The organism is Ornithinibacillus contaminans, assembly GCF_001038425.2.
GTDB classification, from domain to species: domain Bacteria; phylum Bacillota; class Bacilli; order Bacillales; family Amphibacillaceae; genus Ornithinibacillus; species Ornithinibacillus contaminans.
Window position 1 is genome coordinate 128,317 of sequence record NZ_LDPV02000034.1, and the last position, 20,231, is coordinate 148,547.

Sequence of the window (20,231 nt, forward strand, 5' to 3'; positions counted from 1 at the left end):
GTATCCCATCACCACTATTCTTACACTAATATAACTCCCCATCATTTATTGAAAACAATACAACATTGTGAGGAAACTTGTGAAGGCATGGTTAGTATGTTAGTTAATAAGGTAGATAGGTCCCACTCCAGGGAAAAACAAATACAATTATTACGTGATTGTGCGGATATTTGTACATTAATGGCTAAATATTTGGCTAGAAATTCACAACTATCTAAATCACTTGCTCAATATTGTGCTTATGTCTGTGAGGTATGTGGGAATACATGTTTACAATTTCCTGATCACGAATCACAACAATGTGGGCAAATATGTTTAAATTGCGCACAAGAATGTAAATCATATTCTGTGTGATTGTGATATTTTATTTTTGATAATTTAGAACTATGGGGCAACCTAAACGGAATAGAAAAAGTGGACGTATTTAGGTAAGTAGTTCGATTGAAAAGTAGAAAAAGTAATTTCACAAGGTAAATAACGGGTAAATCACATGCTATTAACTTCTATATCGCATAGAAAATCGTAGAGGTTTTAACACTAACAGGTTCTGTTTTGGAGTATAAAATATTGATCATTTAAGCAGTCCAATTAACATAAAAATTGGATTGCTTAATTTATTTATTTATTTAATAATATTTTTACACGGAATGATAGCGAATATACACCTTAGTAATCACTTGGTTTAGCAAGTTAACATAAACTCTTGTCAACTGCATATTTTGGTTACTAAAACGCCCTCCATTTTCTGTACTAATTTTCAATACAATATAAAAGCCATTGGATTTTTATGTTAAAATAATATGAATGTGAATAAATGTACTTAAAGCTATAGGGGCAAGATAGTGGAAGAAGTGATGAAAAAATCTAGGTAAAGAATATGAAGAAAATAAAAGCTAATGATTTACAGTCAAGACCAATACAGCTGAATAGGGATTTACATATTGCCCTTCTATGGTACCAAGATGAAGAAGTCTTATACTATTCAGAGGGTGAAGGGACTTCTCCTTACAATATAACAATAATCGAAAGAATGTATAATTTACTAACAAAAATTGGTGAAGTTTATATTATTGAAGTAAATATTGATGATAAATGGATTTCAATTGGTGATGTCACGTTATCCAAGGATATGATTCCAATTGTAATAGGTGATTTAGACGATTTAGAGGGAGAGGTATAGGAAAACAAGTTATACAACTTTTAATCGAAAGAGCTAATGAACTAAAATGGGAGCAAATGAATGTTAATAAGATTTATTCTTATAATATTACTTCAAGAAAAATGTTTGAGGGCTTAGTCTTTAAAGAGATAGGGACTAAATTTGATGCTAAAGGGAGAGAATACAGCAGCTATAAACTTATATTAAATTGATTCTGTGTATTAGTGTACTTAATGAAACTGGTGCAATAATTGAATAAGACAATGAAAAGAAATACTCAGATCAAACTACTGAGTGTTTTTCCTATGCTTGACCTTTCCACTGAGAAAGGAACAACAACCATTAAAACCGGAAGTGGTTCTCATGGCATCGTTTCAAGCCCGGATAATAAATATGTGTATGTAACCAACATGTTTGAAGATACTGTGAGTGTAATTGATGTGGAACAAGAAAGAGTACTTAAAACTATCAAAGTGCCAAGTGTACCTAATGGAATTAGTATAACAGGATAATAAAATTGGGAAAACTATAATTAATTCTATAGACAGACTGTCGAGAAGGTTTCGACAGACTGTCTTTCACTTAGACAACGTTTTTCTCCTTCGTGTGACTTTATGAAGCCATTTGTCTACATGCATTTGCACACGCACGGCATATATCCGCACATTCCTTGCAATGTGCATCTTGGAATTTATCACATTCCGTAGCACAGCCTTCACACATTGAAGCACAAAGTTCACAAAAGCTTTTAGCCATATGACTGTTTCGAGCCATTAGAGCCGCAGCCTGTAAACAAATTTCAGCACAGTCATTTAGATGCTGAATACATGTAATTCTTGCTTGAATGTCTGGTTCTTGTAAACATGCTGTATGACATTCCTCACAGGCACGTGCACACTTTAAACATTCCTCAATACAATGATCCATGTTAGTTGGTGAATTGGTTAGTACTCCCATCTATAAACACTCCTTTTTAATAAAATTTGACACCTTTAGCATTCTCTGAGAATTTAAATTTATACCCAAGGCTAGTGTAAGGTTTCCATCACTTCAAAAACATATGGAAAGGTAATAATTTCTTGTCCAATTTTAAATTCAGCCCAGAGTTTATACTTTCCTGCTGTATCAAAATGCGTTTCAAAAATTGTTTTATTATTTGATACTGGATGTACATGAATAAACCTTTCCGCTAGTTCATCAAGAATGACAACGTGACCCAATGCCCCTAAATATGGATCGGGTTTTGCATTTTTTAAATTGAATTTTAATTCAACCTTTTCATTGGTGGTAAAATGCCCATGTTCCAATATAATTTGATATCCTTTTATTTCTTTTTCATTTTCGGACTCAGGCTCTAATCGCATTATTGATTCATTTGCGTGATTGCTACCTATTGAAATAGGTTCTATAACATAATCTTTTCCTTCAACAATAATATCTACAAAACCCTTATAGCTTCCTCTATCACTTAATTTAACTTTTGCTTCAAAATGGTTATCTTTTATTTTTTTTGGATGTAGATGATAGTATTCCTCCAGATCGTTACTAACTATAATCAGATGCATATATTTTTCATGATTTTCAACTAATTCAATTGGATTATTGATATCATCATTATTTTCCAAATGAATTTCTACGATATTATCCCTATATGTTAAGGAAACGTTAATTTCATTAAGGACATTTTGGTTTGGTATAGTGCTTTCATGATGCTGTTGATGTTGTTCCATATTATCTCACCTCGTATTATTGAACTAACAAGAAATTAGGTTAGGATTGACATCTAAGTAAAAATGTCCCAAAAAAAGGGACATTTACTATCAGGAGGGTATTATATCATTTTACCATTAATGGTGTAACTGGTTTGGTTGGTTAGTGTTAACGTTTTGGTTTTGATAAATTGGCATATGGTTATGATTATTATTCGCTTGTAATGGATTTTGGGCCTCAACTTGCTCTGTTGTAGATGCGTTAGGGTGGCTCATCCATCCATTCTGTTGTGCTAACATACCAATTTGTTCAGCTATCTGTGACTGTTGTAAAGCCATTTCAACATGTATTTTTTTAACCTGTGGGTTTTTCATATTAAGTGCTGAAGTGAAATTATTGTTTGCCATTGCCATTGCTGTAATTTGAGCATCTGTCGCAATATCTTTATCCTCTAAACCAAGTGAAGAATAAGTATTGTGGTTATGACTTGTAACGTGTGGAATTGGTGGTAAAGACACCTGGTTCAAGTTGTCTGGATTTAATAAGTTATTCATTACAATTACATGATTTTTCATTAAGCCTACATGTTGTTCCAACAACATTATTAACTGCTGATTTTTAGTACCAGAAGCATATAGCTCCAACTTTTTGATAAGTGCACTATGGACTGACAGGTGATTTGCCATAAGCCCTACATCTATAGTTTTTAACATTTAAAACGCTCCCTTTATAGGTTTAATACCTAGTGATTAATATTATTATTATTAACAGTCTCATTCGAACTATTCATCCCTTAAAACTCTTACGGTATATTTTTAATTTATTTATCATTCGATAAATGTTCTGCCACTAAGCCTATGTCAGCAGCTGGTAAACCTTCCATGTAATCACCTTCCGTAATAACAAATTCACTATATGGAATTTAATGAAATGTGTTAATGCCTATTAAAATTGAGTTAATATTAAGTAATTGCAAGAAACTGTTAACTACACTTAACTTAAGTGATAGGTATTAAATTAACTTCACAAAGATGCATAAAATACTGTATACTATACAGGGGTATACTATGATAAATTAGGAATCGAAAAGGGGATTGACATATAATGTTTGTAAAAAAAGGGTATATACAGTTAGCAGTTAATGGTGGGATTGGATTTGGAGCAAAACTTAATCCGAGACAGTTAGTTGTATTAGGTGAGTATTTAGTGGAAGATTCCGAGATTGAGTTGACTACTTTACAACAGCTGATTGTTCAAATTCCTGAAGAAGAGGTAGAGAGTGTAAAAAGAAAATTTGAGGAAGTTGGATTAGCCTGTTATAAGGTAGGAAACTATGTAAAAAGTTTACGCACTTGTAACTTTTGTAAAGGGGAAGAAGCAGAGGGGATGCCTGTTGCAAAAGAATTAAATCGTCGAATAGCTGGTCAGGAAGTACCCTTTACATTGAAGCCTGCATATACTGGTTGTCCAATCGGTTGTGGAGAACCCTTGATAAATGATATAGGTGTAATGAAGGATCAAGATACGTATGAGCTATATATTGGAGGATATTCAAAAGGAAGAGATATAAAATCGGGAAAATTGATTAAGGCGAATCTAGAACCAGACGAATTATATGATCTTGCTGATAAAATTCTAGTTATCTATCGAGAAAACGGAAAAAAGAGAGAAAAGTTTTATAGATTTGTTGATCGATTTGGGATTGAACAAATTAAGGAAGAACTTAATTTAGTTTAAAAGAATAGATGAACGTGGAGAAAATAGAAAAAGTAATCTATATACAATTATATAAATGAACCGGGAAAAGTCGTGTATTCTTACTAAGTGTGCACGACTTTTTTAGTGGATTTCTGAAGACAAAATATTATTTTTGCAAACTTTCTTGATAAAGATTCGTTATATTGATTGGTAAGCGGTAATCAAACCCATATTGTATATCATCAGGCGATGCATCAATTTCTTTATTAATTAGAGTTGTTTAAAAATGTTATTTTTGTTTATTTCATTAATTGATGGTTTCAGGGGTGGAGACGATGAATGGAAAAAAAGTAGTAAAAAAGTTGATATTAAGGAACTCAACTATCATTTTTTTACTATCTTCTCTAATTATTTTAATAAGCACACATGGTAATAAACTTTACGATACAATTTATGAATTACTTGATAAAGATCAAGGTAAATTAAAGATTTTTAGCGTGGATGCAAAAAAGGGATTCCCGATTAAAGACACTGAATTTAGAATAATAGATTTAGAAACAGGTAATATTGTCGAAGTCTTAAATACAGACTCTAGTGGTATGGCGATATCCAATTTACTATATTTTGATAAAACATATAAAATAACCCAAACTAATGTAATGGAGCCCTATGTATTAAATAAGGAACAATATGTAGTGGAATTTAGTGAGAAAAATGATCGGGTAACAATAAATAATGATGTCCCAACCTATATTAAAGATTATGAACGAACAGAAGATAAAGAAATAATCATTACTAATCTTCAATTGTCTTTAGATACGATATTGCAGTATCCAGAATTACCTAATGGGTGTGAAGTTACAGCTTTAGCTTCTGTACTTGATTATTATGGCTATAAGACAACTAAAATGGAGCTTGCAGAAAAATATTTACCTAAAGTCCCTTTTTCACAAAAAAAAAATAAATTGTTTGGTGTAAATCCATACGATGCATATGCTGGTGACCCGAGTAGTAAAAGTGGATTCTTTAGTTATGCACCTCCGATTGTTCGAACTGCAAATGAATTCATCCAGAGCAACGATGGAAAAAACAATTCAAAAGATATTAGTGGAAGCACACGCAATGAGATTTTGAAGTATCTTAAAGAAGGCACGCCAGTAATAGTATGGACGACAAGAGACTTATCGGAACCAAATAAAAATTTTTCTTGGTATATAAAAGGAACCAATGAAATACTTCAAGTGCCTACTAATTCACACACAGTTGTTCTAACTGGATTCAGTGAGGAGATTGTCTATGCAATGGATCCATTAAGAGGACAAGTAGTATATGATTCAGATCAATTTTTTGAAATTTATGGGAAGGCAGGTAGCCATGCAATGGTAATACTTTAATAAACTCTAAAATTCACTTATCTACAAAATGCCTACATATTAATTTAACTTTGATCAAAACCATAAAAAATATTACGCTTTTCATTTGACAACTATACGATAGGGGGGTATAGTATAACTATAAAATATAAGGAAGTGATTCATTTGGATAAATTCTTACATGAACATCCTACAACACCAAGAACGAAAATTGAAAAGCAAGCTGTCATCAATCGTTTGAAGCGAATTGAAGGGCAAGTTCGCGGGATACAAAAAATGGTGGAGGAAGATCGTTATTGTGTAGATATATTAGTACAAATTAGTGCTATTCAATCTGCTTTGAAAAATGTGGGGTTTGCTGTCACAGAACGCCATATCAATCATTGTGTCAGTGATGCGGTTAGACAAGGTGAAGGTAAGGAAACTATTGAGGAATTAATGGAAGTTTTAAAACAATTTTCCAAGTAAGGAGGGAACTACTGTGAGCGAGAAAAATCATGCAACACTTGGAATAACAGGTATGACTTGTGCTGCTTGTTCCAATCGTATTGAAAAAACATTAAATAAAATAGATGGCGTGGAAGCACAAGTTAATTTAACTACAGAAAAGGCATCTGTTAATTACAATTCAGAAAAAACTTCTCTTAATGATATTACAAAGAAAATTGAGAATATCGGTTATGGAGTTTTAAAGGAGAAAGTTGATCTAGATGTGTTTGGAATGACCTGTGCAGCTTGTTCTACTCGTATAGAAAAGGTTCTGAACAAACAAGAAGGCGTTTCGAAGGCATCCGTAAATTTAACAACTGAAAGTGCAGCGATTGAATATAATCCTGGATTAGTCGATGTAGAAGCCTTGATTAAGAAAATCAAAAATATTGGCTATGATGCAAAGCCGAAAGCAGAAAACAAAGAAAAGCAGTCACATAAGGAAAAGGAGTTAAAACGGCAAAAAAATAAGCTAATTATTTCTGCCATCCTTTCTTTCCCATTATTATTAACCATGTTTGTTCATTTCTTCGGTTGGGGTTTACCCGACATATTCATGAATCCATGGTTCCAATTTGCTTTAGCAACACCCGTTCAATTTATTATTGGATGGCAATTTTATGTAGGAGCCTATAAGAATCTACGTAATGGTGGAGCGAACATGGATGTGCTTGTTGCATTAGGTACAAGCGCTGCTTATTTCTATAGTCTATATGAAGCATTTAAGACCATAGGCAATACAGAATATATGCCACATTTATATTTTGAAACAAGTGCTGTATTAATCACGCTGATTGTATTTGGTAAATATTTAGAAATGAGAGCAAAAAGCCAGACGACGAATGCATTATCCTCTTTACTTAATTTACAGGCAAAAGAAGCTCGTGTAATTAGAAATGACGAAGAAATTATGATTCCTGCCAGCGAAGTTGTCGTTGGTGATCGATTAGTTGTAAAACCGGGAGAGAAGATACCTGTAGACGGTATCGTTGTAAAGGGAAGAACATCTGTCGATGAATCGATGATTACTGGTGAATCTATTCCAATTGAAAAGGAAGTAAACGCTAGCCTAATCGGCTCTACAATCAACAAAAATGGTTCTATTGAAATGGAAGCAACAAAAGTAGGGAAAGATACCGCCCTAGCATCGATTGTTAAAGTTGTGGAAGAAGCACAAGGATCGAAAGCACCAATCCAACGTTTGGCTGATATTATTTCTGGCTATTTCGTACCGATTGTAGTAGTGATTGCTATTCTAACATTTATTGTATGGATAGCGTTTGTCCAACCCGGCCAAATTGAACCTGCCTTAGTTTCAGCAATTGCTGTGCTTGTTATTGCATGTCCTTGTGCGTTAGGACTCGCAACACCAACATCGATTATGGTTGGGACAGGTAAAGCCGCAGAGAGCGGAATACTTTTTAAAGGTGGAGAACATCTAGAGAGAACGCATCAGTTAGAGGCAATTGTTCTTGATAAAACAGGAACCATCACTAAAGGTAAACCAGAGGTAACGGATTTTACTGGTGATGATGAAACATTACAATTATTAGCTAGTGCTGAAAAAGGCTCTGAACATCCACTTGCAGGAGCAATTGTTGCACACGCAACAGAAAAAGATATTGATTTTGTTGAAGTGGATGAATTTGATGCAATACCTGGGCATGGTATTGAAGCTAGACTCGCTGGAAAACAAGTTCTTGTTGGGAATCGAAAGTTAATGCAAGATCACCAAGTCGATGTTGGTGGTGCTGAACTAGAACTGGTCAATTACGAAGTCGAAGGAAAAACAGCGATGTTAATTGCTATTGATGGAAAATATCGCGGAATTGTTGCGGTAGCAGATACTATCAAGGAGACTGCACCTGAAGCAATTAGGCAGCTAAAGGAACAGGGCTTAGAAGTTATCATGTTAACAGGGGATAACGAAAGAACGGCTCAAGCAATAGCAAAACAAGTAGGAATCGACAAAGTAATTGCCGGGGTGTTACCTGAAGAAAAAGCTGATAAAATCAAAGAAATTCAAAGTAATGGTAAAAAGGTAGCAATGGTTGGTGATGGTGTAAACGATGCACCAGCATTAGTAACTGCAGATATAGGAATTGCCATTGGAACTGGTACAGAAGTGGCAATTGAAGCTGCTGACCTTACGATTCTTGGTGGAGAGCTGTTGCTCATACCGAAAGCAATCAAAATCAGCCATGCAACGATTAAAAATATCCGACAAAACCTTTTCTGGGCTTTCGGATACAATACGGCAGGAATTCCAGTTGCAGCAGTAGGTTTACTAGCACCATGGGTTGCTGGAGCTGCAATGGCATTGAGTTCAGTAAGTGTAGTTTCTAACTCGCTTCGATTAAAGAGAGTTAAGTTGTAATCAAAAACTTAAAAGGAGGTGAAAAACATGCAAACATTGACGTTAGATGTAAGAGGTATGACATGCGGGCATTGCAAAATGTCTGTAGAAGGTGCCCTTAATGAAGTAGAAGGAGTATCTAATGTTGAGGTAGATTTAACTACTGGTAATGTTACAGTATCTTATGATGAATCTAAAGTGACATTAGAATCCTTGCGGAATGCAATTGAGGATCAAGGCTATGATGTTGTAGCCTAACATGAAGAGATTAAAGCTGATTTCCTCTTGTGAAATCAGCTTTTTTTATAAAGTTATTGTATACATAAAAAATTTTAAAGTTTAACTAGTTAAGAGGTATTTTCTGAACTTCTAACAAATAAGATTGTCCAAGAAAAGGGACAGGAATAGGAGTGAGTATATGAATTATGATGCATCTACACTTGATCGTGTCTTTCTACAAGTTGGGACATTTACAATCTATTGGTATGGGGTAATTATTGCAATCGGGGCGTTCCTAGGTCTCTATATTGCCATGAAAGAATCTGACCGATTAGGACTTAAAAAGGATATATTTGTTGATTTAGTAGTTTTCGCAATTCCAATTTCGATTTTATTTGCGAGGATTTATTATGTAACCTTTGAATGGGATCGTTACGCAGGTGGACCATGGTGGAAAGTGTTTGCTGTTTGGGAAGGTGGCATTGCCATCCATGGGGCACTTATTGGAGCTGTATTAACAGCAGTTGTATTTGCCCGTGTGAAAAAGATTCCATTCTGGAAATTAGCCGATGTTGCTGCTCCAAGTTTGATACTTGGGCAAGCAATTGGTCGCTGGGGTAACTTCATGAACCAAGAGGCACATGGTGGTCCAATAATGGATCAAGGCATACTTGAGATGCATTATGCCGTTCTACCTGATTTTATAATGGATCAAATGTGGATTGATGGAACTGTATATTTTCCAACATTTCTATATGAATCAATTTGGAATATCCTCGTCCTTATACTATTACTATGGTTACGTCGAAAAAATCCAATTCGTGGTACAGTATTTTTAACATACCTAGCCACATATTCTGTCGGACGATTCTTCATAGAAGGTATGCGTACAGATAGCTTATATATTGTTGGTAACCTTCGTACCGCACAGTTATTTCTATATTACTTATTGTGGGTTCCATTATTCTTATTATCTATCGCTATAAAACTATTTCAAAGCGATATGAGGATGTAGAAACGAAGAAGAAAAATAATGGAAAGAACAAGAATACAAAAAGAAAAAAGTAGCAGATAAATTGTGGCTTTAAAGGAAGGTAAGCAATTGTTGTCCGAAAACACATTCTTTTCAGTTCAAATAGTTGAAACGGATTAATCGTATATTATACTTGACCGTGTACCTTAGTACGCGGTTTATTCTTATTATGGGGTGAATAAATTGAGTTATAAAATTAGCGAATTTGCAGAAAAGTGCGGTGTTAATAAAGAAACTATTAGATATTATGAGGGAAAGAACTTATTACAGGAACCATCTAGAACGAGTGCTGGTTATCGGATATATTCAAGTGATGATGTTAAAAGGGTGAGGTTCATTAAGCGTACACAAGAGCTTGGATTCTCTTTAGGTGAAATATATAAATTGCTAGGGGTTATAGATCAAGATAATATTCGCTGCCAAGGTATGTATGATTTTGTTTCTAAAAAAGAAGAGGAAATTCAAAAACTAATAGAGGATCTAAAAAGAGTTGAAACTATGTTAAAAGATTTAAAACAACGATGTCCAGATGTAAAGCAATTACATGAGTGTCCAATAATTGAAATGTTAATTGTGGATTAAAGAAAGGAGAATTATAATGAGGAAATTCAAACTAGAGATTCAGGGAATGACTTGTACGGGTTGTGAAAAACATGTTATATCATCACTTGAAAATATAGGTGCTAAAAACATTGAAGCCAGTTTTCGTAAAGGTGAAGTAATATTTGAATTACCCCTTAATATCGGAGTTAATAGTGCTAAAAATGCAATTAAGGAAGCTAATTATCTGCCTGGAGAAGTCGAAGAAGTATTGATACAGGAAAAGGTAGTTTTAGATATTGACAGGGACTACGATTTACTTATTATTGGTTCCGGTAGCGCTGCTTTTTCTGCCGCAATTAAAGCCGTGGAATACGGTGCAAAGGTTGGAATGATTGAACGTGGAATTATTGGGGGAACGTGTGTAAATATTGGCTGTATTCCATCCAAAACCCTTCTAAGAGCTGGGGATATTAATCAGTTTGCAAAGACAAATCCTTTTGCTGGTTTAAATACTAATGCCGGAGAAGTAGAATTGGCAACTTTAGTGGAGCAAAAGGATGAGTTAGTTAATGAACTACGCAAACAGAAATACTTAGATTTAATTGATGAATATGGATTTGATTTAATAAAGGGGGAGGCAAAGTTTATAGATGAAAATACAGTTGAAGTAAATGGAGAGATACTTACTGCAAAACGCTTTTTAATTGCAACTGGTGCGGCTCCATCTATACCGTCAATTTCGGGACTTAAAGAAATTGATTATTTAACAAGTACGACAATTCTTGAATTAAAGAAAGTGCCCAAACACTTAACTGTAATAGGCTCGGGGTATATTGGATTGGAATTAGGCCAACTTTTTCATAATTTAGGCTCTGAAGTTACTATATTACAAAGAAGTGAGCGCCTCTTAAAAGATTATGACCCAGAGATTTCAGAAGTAGTGGAAAAAGCGTTACTTGAACAGGGCATAAACCTTGAAAAAGGGGTAACTTTTGAGCGTGTTGAACAAGTTGAAGAAATCAAAAAGGTACATGTAACGGTAAACGGAAAGAAAAAAGTTGTTGAATCTGATCAGTTATTAGTTGCAACAGGAAGAAAACCAAATACAGATTCTTTAAATTTAAGTGCAGCAGGGGTTGAAGTCGGAAAACGAAAAGAAATCCTTATAAATGATTATGCGATGACAAGTAACGAAAAGATTTATGCCGCAGGTGACATAACACTAGGACCGCAGTTTGTATATGTTGCAGCATACGAAGGTGGAATTGTCGCTGATAATGCTATTGGAAGGTTAAACAAAAAAGTTGATTTATCAGTTGTACCTGGTGTAACGTTTACTAATCCTTCGATTGCAACAGTTGGTTTAACAGAAGAACAAGCAAAGGAAAAGGGATATGATGTTAAAACGTCTATCTTACCTTTGGATGCCGTTCCAAGGGCTATTGTTAATCAGGAAACCACTGGTGTGTTCAAATTGGTTATAGATGCAAATACATTAAAGGTATTAGGGGCTCACATTGTGGCTGAAAGTGCAGGGGATGTGATCTATGCAGCAACATTAGCAGTCAAGTTCGGATTGACTGCTGAGGATTTGAAAGACAGCCTAGCACCATACTTAACTATGGCAGAAGGAATAAAATTAGCTGCCCTTACATTTGATAAAGATGTGTCAAAATTATCTTGTTGTGCAGGATAAAAGCTCCTTACTTGAAAAGAGTTTAATTATGGTGAATAGGTTATAATTTGTTATGTAATAGCTGTTTTCAAGGAAGTGGTCTATATTATTTATGCAATCGTATTATTTATAATTGCAGGACTCGCCGAGATTGGTGGAGGTTATTTAATTTGGTTATGGTTAAGAGAAGGGAAACCATTTTATTGGGGGATAGGTGGTGGAGTAGCATTAGCCCTATATGGTGTAATTGCTACATTTCAAACCTTTCCATCATTCGGTAGAGTTTATGCTGCATACGGTGGAGTTTTTGTAGTTCTATCTGTTTTATGGGGATGGGGAATTGATAAGAAAACACCTGATTTGTATGATTGGGTAGGTGCTGGTATCTGCCTAATTGGTGTATCCGTTATATTGTTTGCACCACGCCATTAAATACCTATCTAAAAAAACGGGTACTGTAGCTGAATAAGGATTGCCCAAAATGGATTGTATTATTTATCGTAAAACACGAATTAGCAAGTTGTGTTTAATCAAACTTTGTTTCTAAGACACAAAAAGGGAAGAAAAGTAAATGAAAAGAGGTGCAATTCACTTTTAAATGGAATTGCACCTTTTATATTATTAGTTTTTCTCTGATCTTTTGATAGATAGCATGAATACAATAATTAGTGTAAAAGCAACTAATGTTAGAAATGGTATGGTAATAAACCCAAGCCAATTAATATATTCAGCACTACATGGAAAACTATTTGCAAACGGCTTAATTGCTGCAAAACTTGGAACCTTCTGCTCTAAATAGTGATAGAGGGAAATAGACCAACCAATGATTGCCATAGGTAAAACATATTTTCTTATAGACAATTCATTTTGAAATGTTGCTATTCCGAGCAGTAACGATAATGGATACATTAGAATACGTTGATACCAACAAAGTTCGAAAGGAATAAAACCTCTTATCTCACTAAAGTAAAGACTACCTAGGGTTGCAATTACGGATACTAACCAAGCAAGATATAGGAAAAGTTGTTTACTATCTAACTTACCCATATTCTAATTATCCTCTAATTCGTTATCTATTTCTTGTTTGATTCTCTGTTAATCATGCATTGTTCAAATAATATTCATAAACAAGTGCTGCAAATTCTATCTATCATTAAAACACATTCAAAAACATACTAAAAGTCTCATTTTCGTACATAATCATAATACCCAAAGCAACAAAAACTATGGGCACGATTATTCTTTCGTACTTTTCCACTGTTACTGATACTGCCTTAAAGGTTGATAAACGGTAACAAATATATAGTAAAACGGCAGATAATACGTAAAATATAATGATTGTAGCAGCTAGTTCAAAGGTATTTAAGGTTGTGAAGTAAGGAATGTATACACCTAAGTTATCTCCTCCGGCTGCTAAAGAAATTACTGTTACACTAAGAAATAATTTACTGAATTTGGTAGTTGATTCTAAGATTTCTTTCCCATCTTCATCCTCTTCGTCTTCAGATTTGAATAATTCCTTGAAACCTATATAAATAGGTAGTAATCCTAATAAACCAATCCACTTTTGTGGGAAGAAAGCAAGTCCAGTTGCAGCTAAAAGACTAATTGCGATTAAAATAGTTAGTCCCAGATATTGTCCTAACCCAATATTCTTAACACCATTTTTTTGCTTTTTTAATTGTGAGAACAATACTACTAATATTATTATGTAATCTATACTTGTTGCTACAAATACGGCAATAGCTGAGATAATCGTTGTACCCATTGATCAACATCTCCTAAATTAAATCCAGTATTAACTTCTAGGGAAATAGAAGAGGGCTTTCCGGAAAAACAGGAAAAGCCCTTTTCAATTATTCTTTCACTTTCATAAGTCGCAAACTATTTAATGCTACTAGAATGGTAGCACCCATATCTGAAAGGATGGCAATCCAAAGCGTTAACCAACCCGGGATAACCAATAATAGGGCTATAAATTTAATAGCAATTGCAAAAGTAATGTTAGCTTTGATGATATTTAGAGTTTTCCTACTAAGTATTACAGTAAATGGAAGTCTCCTCAAATCATCTGCCATTAATGCTACATCTGCGGTTTCAAGTGCTGTATCTGTACCAGCCCCACCCATTGCAATTCCAACTGTAGAGGCAGCTAGGGCAGGGGCATCATTTATACCATCCCCAACCATGGCTACTTTTCCGAACTCTGACCTTAATTGTTTTATATAGTCTAATTTGTCCTGAGGCATCAGTTCAGCTTGAATGTCTGATACGCCGACATGCTGACCGATTGCATTCGCTGTGCCTTTGTTATCACCTGTAAGCATGATCGTTTTTTTGATTCCAAGTTGATGCAATTTTTTAATAACTTCCTTGCTTGAATCACGGACTTCATCAGCTACTGCAACAACGGCAAGCATTTCTTTTTCAGTTCCAATAATCATTGCAGTTTTACCCTGATTTTGAAGGGTTGTAATCATTTCCCCTAGTTCCTTATTAAAACCAACGGTTAACAGTTCCTTAAAGAGATTTGGACTTCCAATATAATACGTTATTCCGTTTATTGTACCCTTAATACCTTTACCAGTTATAGAGGTGAAGTCATCTACTACAACGTTAGTATAAGAAACGTTCTCTTCTTCTGCTTTTTTCATAACCGCAGAAGCAAGTGGGTGTTGGGAATGATATTCCAATGCAGTTATAATAGATAATAGTTCGTGCTGATTAGTCATATTGTTTAACAATTTATAATCAGTTACAACTGGCACTCCTTTCGTTAGAGTACCTGTCTTATCAAATGCAATGGCTTTTAGTGAACCAATTTCTTCTAAATAAATACCGCCTTTTACGAGAACACCTTTTTTAGCAGCATTTCCTATAGCTGACACAATAGAAATTGGAGTAGAAATAACTAACGCACAAGGGCAACCTACTACTAGAACAGCCAATCCTTGATAAACCCACGTTTCCCAACTTCCATCGAAAAATAAAGGAGGTACAACAGCTACTAGTGCCGCTATCAGCATAATAATCGGTGTATAATATTTAGCAAATTTATCGACAAAAGCTTGAGCTGGAGCACGTTCACCTTGTGCTTCCTCTACAAGATGGATAATTTTTGATATAGTTGTATCTTCTGCCAATTTTGTTATTTTTACCTCAAGCAAACCTTCTTCATTCAGTGTACCTGCAAAAACCTCGTCCTCAACTGTTTTTCCAACTGGTACCGATTCACCAGTAATTGCTGCTTGATTGACTGCAGAGTTACCACGAACAACTACGCCATCCATAGCAATCTTCTGACTCGGTTTAACAATCATAATGTCTCCAATAGCTATGTCATTAACATGGATCATCATTTCCTGCCCATTTCGTCTAACAAGCGCCTCTTTTGGTGCAATGTCCATTAATGAACGAATGGATTGCCTTGCCCTATCCATTGAGAACCTTTCTAAGGATTCACTTATTGCAAAGAGAATAACAACTATGGCACCTTCCGCCCATTCACCAATAATAGCCGCACCAATAATGGCAACTGTCATAAGCGTTTTCATGTCGAAATCAAGACGAATTAGATTTTGAAAACCAACTTTAAAGAGGGAGTACCCACCAATAACAATGGACGTCGCAAATAATAAAGAGGTGATGAGGTTTTCTTCTCCATTAATAATCTGAGATACATATCCAAAAACAATTAATAAGGAAGCAAATAGTAGTGTGCTATGCCTTTTATAGAATGGTTCGTTTTTTTCTTTTTTGACTTCGTTTATTGCTTCTCTACTTGTTCTTTCACGGGCTACCTTAAGATTTTCAAAAGCACCTGCTTTTTCTAATTCTTCAATAGTAGTTTTACCATAAACTGCAATTTTGGATGCTCCAAAATTAACTTTTGCATCCTGAACTCCTGGAAGTTGCTTGACATTATTTTCAAACTTTCCTGCACAGTTTGCACATGAAAATCCTTCAACAAGGAATGTGTTCTTATACGCTGTAATCTCTTGTTTGATCTCTCTTATAGGTTTTTCAGGGGATACTTTAAGGTTTTCAAAAGCACCTGCTTTTTCTAACTCTTCAATTGATGTTTCCCCATAAACAGAAATTTTAGATGCTCCAAAGTTAACTTTCGCATCTTGGACTCCAGGAAGATTCTTAACATTTTTTTCGAACTTACCTGCACAATTCGCACATGAAAAACCTTCAACGCGATATACACTTTTATCCTCTAATGTTTTTATTGCATCACTCAACGGTAACACTCTCCTTTTGAAGCGTCAGGGCTACTTCTACTAGCTTCCTTACATGGTCATCTTCTAGTGAATAAAAAACTAATTTTCCTTCTTTACGATATTTAGCCAATCCCATACTACGCAACAATCGTAAATGGTGAGATGCAGTGGCTGTAGTTGAACCTATAATGTTAGCGACATCACATACACACAATTCATCCTCTAATGTTAGTGCATAAGCTATTTTTACCCGGGTTGCATCAGCTAAGGCTTTGAAGGTCATTTCAACTCCGTTAACTTGTTCAATTTGTGGTTGAATTCTATTTACTTTTTCTTGATCAAAACAAAACGTCTCGCATGTATCTTTGGAAGTATTTGAAACCTTTTTTTGACTCATTTGATCACCTCATTCTAATGATTGTTTGATTATTTGTTTAAAGTTTATTCCCATTAATAATATTTGTCAATTATTATATTCAAATGATTATTTTAATGTGTTAAAATTACCCTATATATTATGTATTTGGAAGTGATAAAAATTGTATGAAACTATAGTAATCGGGGCAGGTCAAGCAGGACTAGCAATGGGTTATTACTTAAAACAACATGACCATTCTTTCTTAATCTTAGAGAAGAATAGTGAGGTAGGGGAGATGTGGGGAAATCGGTATGATTCGCTTGTTTTATTTACACCAAGATTATATAGTTCATTACCGGGATTAGAGCTTAAAGGTAATGCACATGAATATCTACAAAAAATGAAATAGAAAATTATCTAAAAGCATACGTAGAAACATTTAACTTACCGATTCAATATGATACCGAGGTAACAATGGTTAAGAAAAAAGGGAACTTATTTCATATAACATCGGATCGAACAGAGTATCAAGCTAAGAATGTCTTAATAGCAACAGGACCATTTCAAAAACCTAGAATTCCAGCATTTGCAAATGATCTATCGAAAGATGTTTTACAGTTGCATTCATCTGATTACCGAAATCCATCCCAATTAATAGAGGGTAAAGTATTAGTCGTCGGTGGTGGAAATAGTGGCGCACAGATTACAGAAGAAATTGCTCGAGAAAGGGAAGTTTATTTATCAACTAGCTGTAGGTTTAGTTTTATGCCGTTATCGATGGGCAATCGTATTATTTTCTGGTGTTTTGATAAATTAGGCATATTAAAGGCTTCATCAACGTCATACATAGGAAGGAAGATTCAAAAGAGAGGAGACCCAATATTTGGGTTTGAATTAAAGAAAGCGATTCAAGAAGGAAAGGTAATTATTAAAGGAAGAACTTTAAATTGTAATGGAAATATAGTTACTTTCAATGATGACTCTTTACATAATGTACATAACGTAATATGGGCTACCGGCTTTACGTCAGACTATAGTTGGTTGGATGTTACAGGGATACTTGGTGAAAATGGGAAACCAATTCATAATAGAGGAGTAACTAATGTACCGGGTTTATACTTTTTGGGACTTCCATGGCAATATAGACGAGGATCGGCCCTTTTACAGGGTGTGGGAAATGATGCGAATTATCTTATGGAACAACTAAAGAAGTAGGTCTACTTAGGGAAAATACCAAGAATATGGTATCTAATTAAGTGTGCTGGGTAAATTTCTTAAATATTGGGATTGGAAAACAGACGTACAAGTACCTAGCTGAAAGAAGTTTTCATTAATGATAATTGTTAAATCATATTCTTCATATCAAGAATTACTGACAATTAAGAAATCACATAAGACCAAGTTTGTTTTATAATTCGTATAAACTTTTAAGTAATTCAATGAGGAGGAAAATGTTTTATGGAATTAAATAAGTTTGAGTTTTATTTGATGAACAATCCGATGAGACGTTGGTTACAAAAACATGTTGAATTTAAAACTTTTAAAGGTTTTTTAGATAAGCATAATCTCTCTTTGGAAGGAAAAATTGTACTAGATGCTGGTTGTGGTTCGGGATACAGCACCAAGTTAATCCATCAGTTCTCACCAGCTAATCTTATAGGGTTTGATTTAATGCCATCGCAGATTGCAAAGGCAAAACAAAAATATCCGGAATTGAATTTTTTTGTTAGGGACGTGTTAGATACACAATTAGATACCGATAAGTTTGATGCTGCTTTTGTTTTTGGGATTTTGCACCATATTCCGGGATGGAAGGATGCTATAAAAGAAGTTTATAGAACATTAAAACCTGGAGGGGTACTTTTAATTGAAGATTTGAATAAGGACGCCTCCCGGTTCTTTGCAACTTATATTAGATTTGATCATCCACAGGAGGCGTATTTTACTTGGGAAGAGTTTTCCTATCATCTTGAGGAAACAGGATTCACTATTTTAGAACAAACAAGGATTTTTTCAAAAGGAGTTGGGTCCTTTCTTTGTTTAAAAAATTAATATTCAAAATTGCTTCATTGAAAGAATAATATTTTGATTAATAAAAAGGGTACTAGTTTGAAAGAACGTAAAAATTCTTCATAAGTAAAATAGGGCATAGTTAAATAAGTCTACGGAGTGGGCAGAGAATTGGGAACAATATAAATGTTTCTAAATTATCGTGTTTTGCTGGCTAAATCAAACGTATTATGCAATAAGTATTTCAGGGTTATATGTTTGACCACTTTTGTATCAAAAATCACAGAGAATGAAGAATTCCGTTAATGGTATACGCGTAAAATGTTTGAAATGGACTATCATTTTCGTGGAAATAACCCACAATTAAAACTGCCCTATTGCAAAGGGCAGTTTTAATGCTTGCTAGATCTAATTCTAAAATCATTAAAAAGGTAAATCATCTATGAATTCAGGGTCTTTATTATTGATTAGATATTCCAGGTTAACTTCTTCCATTGAAGACCTTTCAATGCTTTTAATTAAGCATATACACTCTGAAATAAGTTCATCCCTATCAATTACTTGCTCTTCATCGAAAGTTGCTAGTATGTAACTGATTAGTGAATTAGGCGATTGAAAGTATAAGTAATTTTTATCTTCCTTTTCAATTCTATAACATTCCATTTCAAAATTCCATTCTACTAAGAAATTGATTTGATTAAATCCATTATTAACTTTAAATTTATAGTTACTTTCATAGTCACAACTGTGTTTTCTGATGGAGAATGGTTCCGATATTTTACCTTCAATAGTATCAATAACGATACATTCCACATCAGGAACAGTAATATTACCTAAAGGTTCATAATACCCGAACAAGTCATATAGGTAATATGTATCTATATGCTTATTTAATAACTTTTCATCTTTCACCACTACATCTAATTCAAAATAGTTAATAATATCTTCAATTTTGACGGCTGTATTTAGTGTATCAGAGTCTTTCTTTGCTTTAAACTTGTTCAATCTATTCTCCGGGTTTAGTAACTCTACTTCAGTATTTGAAGTGTACAGTTCTCCATAAGAGTTTGAAGTAGTACTATAATAGTGACGTTGGAAGTTCCTAATTTCCTTACAGAATTGAGAGTATGTTTCATAGTTTTTAAATTTAAATGACTCTTCCAATAGAAAGTTTGTAAGTGAATAAAAGCCAGTATAGCCACACTTTGAGTTGTTAATAATAAAGCGAATATTTTCCCCACTATCATTCCATTCAAAAACATAAGAAGATCCAATATTAATATTATAGGAGTGGCACAAAATATCGTTAAATCTATCATTTAGAATCATAATCATACCTCCTTTTATTTATGCGGTAGGCTGATTATAAATGGTGTTGTGAT

The 20,231-nt window shown here is 34.2% G+C and carries 19 protein-coding genes and 2 pseudogenes; 13 read left to right on the top strand and 8 right to left on the bottom strand.

Annotation, left to right across the window (positions count from 1 at the left end):
- Positions 1-877 precede the first annotated feature (877 nt).
- Positions 878-1,180: a hypothetical protein gene (locus tag JF53_RS17235; protein ID WP_053072015.1), complete on the top strand. Its 303-nt coding sequence runs from the start codon at positions 878-880 to the stop codon at positions 1,178-1,180.
- Positions 1,181-1,410: 230 nt separating this feature from the next.
- Positions 1,411-1,671 carry a YncE family protein gene (locus tag JF53_RS08180; RefSeq protein ID WP_236686926.1) on the top strand — a complete coding sequence of 87 codons (261 nt, stop codon included), beginning with the start codon at positions 1,411-1,413 and terminating at the stop codon, positions 1,669-1,671.
- Positions 1,672-1,771: 100 nt separating this feature from the next.
- On the opposite strand, the gene JF53_RS08185 is transcribed toward JF53_RS08180, so the two are convergent.
- The 3 genes from JF53_RS08185 to JF53_RS08195 all read right to left on the bottom strand — a co-directional run bounded on the left by JF53_RS08185 (position 1,772) and on the right by JF53_RS08195 (position 3,582).
- Positions 1,772-2,116 (bottom strand): four-helix bundle copper-binding protein, encoded by a 345-nt coding sequence (locus JF53_RS08185; protein WP_047982417.1) that lies wholly within the window; start codon positions 2,114-2,116, stop codon positions 1,772-1,774.
- Between the two features lie 71 nt (positions 2,117-2,187).
- Positions 2,188-2,889 (bottom strand): hypothetical protein, encoded by a 702-nt coding sequence (locus JF53_RS08190; protein ID WP_047982416.1) that lies wholly within the window; start codon positions 2,887-2,889, stop codon positions 2,188-2,190.
- Positions 2,890-3,006: 117 nt separating this feature from the next.
- Positions 3,007-3,582, bottom strand: a complete 576-nt coding sequence (locus tag JF53_RS08195; protein ID WP_053072013.1) for a spore coat protein — start codon at positions 3,580-3,582, stop codon at positions 3,007-3,009.
- A gap of 391 nt (positions 3,583-3,973) precedes the next feature.
- Between JF53_RS08195 and JF53_RS08200 the strand changes: the two genes are divergently transcribed.
- From JF53_RS08200 to JF53_RS08240, 9 genes and pseudogenes are all read left to right on the top strand, one after another.
- Positions 3,974-4,606, top strand: a complete 633-nt coding sequence (locus JF53_RS08200; protein WP_047982415.1) for a nitrite/sulfite reductase domain-containing protein — start codon at positions 3,974-3,976, stop codon at positions 4,604-4,606.
- A gap of 296 nt (positions 4,607-4,902) precedes the next feature.
- Entirely contained in the window at positions 4,903-5,961 is a 1,059-nt protein-coding gene (locus JF53_RS08205; RefSeq protein ID WP_047982414.1) for a C39 family peptidase, read from the top strand.
- 144 nt (positions 5,962-6,105) lie between these two features.
- A complete protein-coding gene (locus tag JF53_RS08210) occupies positions 6,106-6,408 on the top strand; it encodes a metal-sensing transcriptional repressor (RefSeq protein ID WP_047982413.1) in 303 nt (100 codons plus the stop codon).
- 13 nt (positions 6,409-6,421) lie between these two features.
- Positions 6,422-8,806 (top strand): heavy metal translocating P-type ATPase, encoded by a 2,385-nt coding sequence (locus JF53_RS08215; RefSeq protein WP_047982412.1) that lies wholly within the window; start codon positions 6,422-6,424, stop codon positions 8,804-8,806.
- A 27-nt stretch (positions 8,807-8,833) separates the two neighbouring features.
- Positions 8,834-9,043 (top strand): copper chaperone CopZ, encoded by a 210-nt coding sequence (gene copZ / locus JF53_RS08220; protein WP_047982411.1) that lies wholly within the window; start codon positions 8,834-8,836, stop codon positions 9,041-9,043.
- Between the two features lie 160 nt (positions 9,044-9,203).
- Positions 9,204-10,072, top strand: a pseudogene (gene lgt, locus JF53_RS08225) (prolipoprotein diacylglyceryl transferase).
- Positions 10,073-10,220: 148 nt separating this feature from the next.
- Positions 10,221-10,619: an Hg(II)-responsive transcriptional regulator gene (gene merR / locus JF53_RS08230; RefSeq protein ID WP_047982410.1), complete on the top strand. Its 399-nt coding sequence runs from the start codon at positions 10,221-10,223 to the stop codon at positions 10,617-10,619.
- A gap of 16 nt (positions 10,620-10,635) precedes the next feature.
- A complete protein-coding gene (merA, locus tag JF53_RS08235) occupies positions 10,636-12,276 on the top strand; it encodes a mercury(II) reductase (protein ID WP_047982409.1) in 1,641 nt (546 codons plus the stop codon).
- An 84-nt stretch (positions 12,277-12,360) separates the two neighbouring features.
- Positions 12,361-12,687, top strand: coding sequence for a YnfA family protein (locus JF53_RS08240; RefSeq protein WP_047982564.1), 327 nt, complete (start codon positions 12,361-12,363; stop codon positions 12,685-12,687).
- 189 nt (positions 12,688-12,876) lie between these two features.
- Here the strand turns inward: JF53_RS08240 and JF53_RS08245 are convergent, their stop codons facing one another.
- The 4 genes from JF53_RS08245 to JF53_RS08260 form a co-directional block, all read right to left on the bottom strand.
- Positions 12,877-13,302, bottom strand: coding sequence for a disulfide oxidoreductase (locus JF53_RS08245; protein WP_047982408.1), 426 nt, complete (start codon positions 13,300-13,302; stop codon positions 12,877-12,879).
- Between the two features lie 106 nt (positions 13,303-13,408).
- Positions 13,409-14,023 (bottom strand): CadD family cadmium resistance transporter, encoded by a 615-nt coding sequence (locus JF53_RS08250; RefSeq protein WP_047982407.1) that lies wholly within the window; start codon positions 14,021-14,023, stop codon positions 13,409-13,411.
- Between the two features lie 88 nt (positions 14,024-14,111).
- Positions 14,112-16,502 carry a heavy metal translocating P-type ATPase gene (locus JF53_RS08255; protein WP_047982406.1) on the bottom strand — a complete coding sequence of 797 codons (2,391 nt, stop codon included), beginning with the start codon at positions 16,500-16,502 and terminating at the stop codon, positions 14,112-14,114.
- Positions 16,495-16,878 (bottom strand): ArsR/SmtB family transcription factor, encoded by a 384-nt coding sequence (locus JF53_RS08260; protein ID WP_047982405.1) that lies wholly within the window; start codon positions 16,876-16,878, stop codon positions 16,495-16,497. Before JF53_RS08260 ends, JF53_RS08255 begins: the two co-directional genes overlap by 8 nt.
- Positions 16,879-17,020: 142 nt before the next feature.
- Here JF53_RS08260 and JF53_RS08265 point away from each other — a divergent pair.
- Both JF53_RS08265 and JF53_RS08270 read left to right on the top strand, forming a co-directional pair.
- Positions 17,021-18,054, top strand: a pseudogene (locus JF53_RS08265) (flavin-containing monooxygenase).
- A 243-nt stretch (positions 18,055-18,297) separates the two neighbouring features.
- The gene (locus JF53_RS08270; protein ID WP_047982404.1) at positions 18,298-18,891 is read left to right on the top strand and encodes a class I SAM-dependent methyltransferase; all 594 of its coding nucleotides are present in this window, start codon (positions 18,298-18,300) and stop codon (positions 18,889-18,891) included.
- 381 nt (positions 18,892-19,272) lie between these two features.
- On the opposite strand, the gene JF53_RS08275 is transcribed toward JF53_RS08270, so the two are convergent.
- Positions 19,273-20,178, bottom strand: coding sequence for a hypothetical protein (locus tag JF53_RS08275; protein ID WP_047982403.1), 906 nt, complete (start codon positions 20,176-20,178; stop codon positions 19,273-19,275).
- Between the last annotated feature and the right edge of the window lie 53 nt (positions 20,179-20,231).

Coding starts and splice junctions, on each gene's coding strand:
- JF53_RS08200 (WP_047982415.1), top strand. CDS start 3,974: ATGTTTGTAAAAAAAGGGTATATACAGTTAGCAGTTAATGGTGGGATT.
- JF53_RS08275 (WP_047982403.1), bottom strand. CDS start 20,178: ATGATTCTAAATGATAGATTTAACGATATTTTGTGCCACTCCTATAAT.
- JF53_RS08205 (WP_047982414.1), top strand. CDS start 4,903: ATGAATGGAAAAAAAGTAGTAAAAAAGTTGATATTAAGGAACTCAACT.
- JF53_RS08245 (WP_047982408.1), bottom strand. CDS start 13,302: ATGGGTAAGTTAGATAGTAAACAACTTTTCCTATATCTTGCTTGGTTA.
- JF53_RS08195 (WP_053072013.1), bottom strand. CDS start 3,582: ATGTTAAAAACTATAGATGTAGGGCTTATGGCAAATCACCTGTCAGTC.
- merA (WP_047982409.1), top strand. CDS start 10,636: ATGAGGAAATTCAAACTAGAGATTCAGGGAATGACTTGTACGGGTTGT.
- copZ (WP_047982411.1), top strand. CDS start 8,834: ATGCAAACATTGACGTTAGATGTAAGAGGTATGACATGCGGGCATTGC.
- JF53_RS08270 (WP_047982404.1), top strand. CDS start 18,298: ATGGAATTAAATAAGTTTGAGTTTTATTTGATGAACAATCCGATGAGA.
- JF53_RS17235 (WP_053072015.1), top strand. CDS start 878: ATGAAGAAAATAAAAGCTAATGATTTACAGTCAAGACCAATACAGCTG.
- JF53_RS08185 (WP_047982417.1), bottom strand. CDS start 2,116: ATGGGAGTACTAACCAATTCACCAACTAACATGGATCATTGTATTGAG.
- JF53_RS08260 (WP_047982405.1), bottom strand. CDS start 16,878: ATGAGTCAAAAAAAGGTTTCAAATACTTCCAAAGATACATGCGAGACG.
- JF53_RS08250 (WP_047982407.1), bottom strand. CDS start 14,023: ATGGGTACAACGATTATCTCAGCTATTGCCGTATTTGTAGCAACAAGT.
- JF53_RS08190 (WP_047982416.1), bottom strand. CDS start 2,889: ATGGAACAACATCAACAGCATCATGAAAGCACTATACCAAACCAAAAT.